This window comes from Galbibacter sp. L-19, assembly GCF_056857615.1.
This window is the reverse complement of record NZ_JBSXNL010000002.1, coordinates 1-2,245: the sequence shown is the minus strand read 5'-3', so window position 1 is coordinate 2,245 and position 2,245 is coordinate 1. Positions and strand designations below refer to the sequence as shown.

Annotated in this window: 4 protein-coding genes; 1 reads left to right on the top strand and 3 read right to left on the bottom strand. The window is 28.8% G+C overall.

What is annotated here, in order from left to right:
- Positions 1–315: 315 nt before the first annotated feature.
- The 3 genes from AC13CQ_RS00030 to AC13CQ_RS00020 all read right to left on the bottom strand — a co-directional run bounded on the left by AC13CQ_RS00030 (position 316) and on the right by AC13CQ_RS00020 (position 1,713).
- Positions 316–699 (bottom strand): hypothetical protein, encoded by a 384-nt coding sequence (locus AC13CQ_RS00030; protein WP_040879789.1) that lies wholly within the window; start codon positions 697–699, stop codon positions 316–318.
- Between the two features lie 21 nt (positions 700–720).
- Positions 721–1,080, bottom strand: a complete 360-nt coding sequence (locus AC13CQ_RS00025; protein ID WP_040879787.1) for a hypothetical protein — start codon at positions 1,078–1,080, stop codon at positions 721–723.
- Between the two features lie 69 nt (positions 1,081–1,149).
- A complete protein-coding gene (locus tag AC13CQ_RS00020; RefSeq protein WP_008615094.1) occupies positions 1,150–1,713 on the bottom strand; it encodes a Crp/Fnr family transcriptional regulator in 564 nt (187 codons plus the stop codon).
- Between the two features lie 215 nt (positions 1,714–1,928).
- Here AC13CQ_RS00020 and AC13CQ_RS00015 point away from each other — a divergent pair, with 215 nt between their 5' ends.
- Positions 1,929–2,093 carry a hypothetical protein gene (locus tag AC13CQ_RS00015; protein ID WP_157136695.1) on the top strand — a complete coding sequence of 55 codons (165 nt, stop codon included), beginning with the start codon at positions 1,929–1,931 and terminating at the stop codon, positions 2,091–2,093.
- The last annotated feature ends 152 nt before the right edge of the window (positions 2,094–2,245 follow it).

Below are 2,245 nucleotides of genomic sequence, written 5' to 3'. Positions count from 1 at the left end.
TATTGAATTCTATAACACCAAAAGAAGGCATACTGAAATAGGAAAAGTACCACCTGATCAAATTTATAATACAAAAAGAATAGCATCATAAATAATTAGATATATATTTAAACTGTCTTACAGATGGGGAGTAGTGTAATGGATTTCAAATCCATAGTGGTTTATTTTACAACTTAATTAATGAAAAATTATTAGCAAATATATAGGATCCCCTATAGTCCCAATATAGTAAGTTAGCTTTTTCTGTATAGTAGTTAAATACAATAATTGGAAAAGTAAGGCTTATTCGTTGATAAATCCAATAGAACAATCATTTTATAAAATTGTATACAGGATGGGTTGAGCCCCAACATTATTTATATAAAAATTGTCTAGTACATATTTTTTAAATGTCTTTTTAAAAATTAAAGCAGGTAAAATATGTATGTAACTATCCCACCTGCAATGGTTAATTATTGAATATTGAAAATTTCTTTCTCCAACTGGTAATAAAAGGGTAGAATTGTTTAAACCAGTTTCTTTTTGAAACCAACCTGCAGTATACTCCCAAACTTTTAAGTTTTGTTCTGTGTTCTTAGCAGAGAAATAGTTAAAAAGGAATACGCCTTTCTTTTTATGATCTACATCGTTAATTTTTCTAACATTAGCTGCAAACATAATGTTTGTATAACTGGCTTTTCTTTCTATAGTATTCAACATTTTTTTATAAACCTCATTATTTTAAACCTCAGTATGTGTTTTTTCAGAGTTGGTCTCAATCAAAATGACAAAATCAAATTTTGCCAAATGTATTTCATGAATATTTTCTTTTACATATTTTCCTATTCCAGGGGGAATTATGGTTGCTTTAAATAGATGAATTTCAATTACGCCGTTTATTTTTTTTAATAGGTGGCACCATTTTTTACATTGTGCAATGAGTCTTTTTTTTTTAGAACTACTGGTGAGAAAAAATGGAATGTTCTTTTTATCGATTTCAGCAGCTATATGAATGTAACTTGAGGTTGAAGGTTTAACTAAGGATACCTTGTCATAGTTTAGGTGATTATTTACTACTTTTAAATTTGTGTTTTCTTCCATTTGCTTATTTTTAATAAATAACAAAAATCAATCTTAACTAGCATAATTCATTTAACAAATGATAAAAAACTATTTAAGGGCTCTTATTCTGCTTAAAGAAACTTGAGTGATTCCTAAATAATTAGAAAGTTCACCTAAACTAATGCGTTGCAGTAAATGAGGTTTTTTTTTAATGAAATTATTGTATCTTTTTGTTGCGTTTTCTTCAAGAATTTCACTAATCCTTTCCATCATATTTAGGTTGGCCATTGTCATAAATCTGCGATAAAATGTTTCCAAGGAATGATGTGTAAGGCATAACTTTTCAAACTCAAAAAAAGAAAAGGAAAAAAACTCGGTATCTTCAATCGCTACAATACGGTATTTGGAATGTTCGTTTTTAGTGCAACTTTCAATATCACAAAGTAGCGTATGTGCTTCAAAGAATCGCATAGTAAATTCCGTGCCATCTCCATTAAAGCATAATTTTACGATTCCTTTTTTTATAAAATAGAACTCTCGAGCATGAGGAGAACGTGTTACAATAGGTTCATTCTTCTTTACACTATTTAATTTTAAGATAGAACTTAATTCAACAGAAGCGATGTTATCAAGTGGAGAAATCTTATTACAAAACTCAAAGAAATCTATCATTATATCGGGTTTGTTTTACAGGTTGATAAGTTATGTTTTATGGAAGTTTAATTGATTTTAATAATTAAAATTTCCATAATTAGTTTTGTAAATATATTTAACAAACTCTAAAATAAATTTATATTTTTTGTTAAATAGAAGTCATTATTCTTCATGCCTTCACAGAAAAGAGTTTGTTAAATTTGTAAGTGTATGATTGTATTGAGATAAAAATAATGGCAATAAAGGTAAAACAGGTAGTATTCATCCATGGGGGAGGTAAAGGGGACTATGAGACAGATACTAAATTAGCCGCCTCACTTCGAAAGGAATTGGGAGATAGCTATGAAGTACGTAATCTGCAAATATATTTTAATGAAACGCTTCCTGATTTTGGATAGGTAGAGCAAATTGTATAATACTCCCCAAATTTAGGACAGGAAATTAAGTTGTAATTTTAACCCTGTCAATATGAAAACATCAAGAAGAAAATTCAGCGCATCCTTTAAGGCCAAAGTAGCCATTGAAGCGATAAAAGAGCAGACAAGTATAC

Coding starts and splice junctions, on each gene's coding strand:
- AC13CQ_RS00030 (WP_040879789.1), bottom strand. CDS start 699: ATGTTGAATACTATAGAAAGAAAAGCCAGTTATACAAACATTATGTTT.
- AC13CQ_RS00025 (WP_040879787.1), bottom strand. CDS start 1,080: ATGGAAGAAAACACAAATTTAAAAGTAGTAAATAATCACCTAAACTAT.
- AC13CQ_RS00020 (WP_008615094.1), bottom strand. CDS start 1,713: ATGATAGATTTCTTTGAGTTTTGTAATAAGATTTCTCCACTTGATAAC.
- AC13CQ_RS00015 (WP_157136695.1), top strand. CDS start 1,929: ATGGCAATAAAGGTAAAACAGGTAGTATTCATCCATGGGGGAGGTAAA.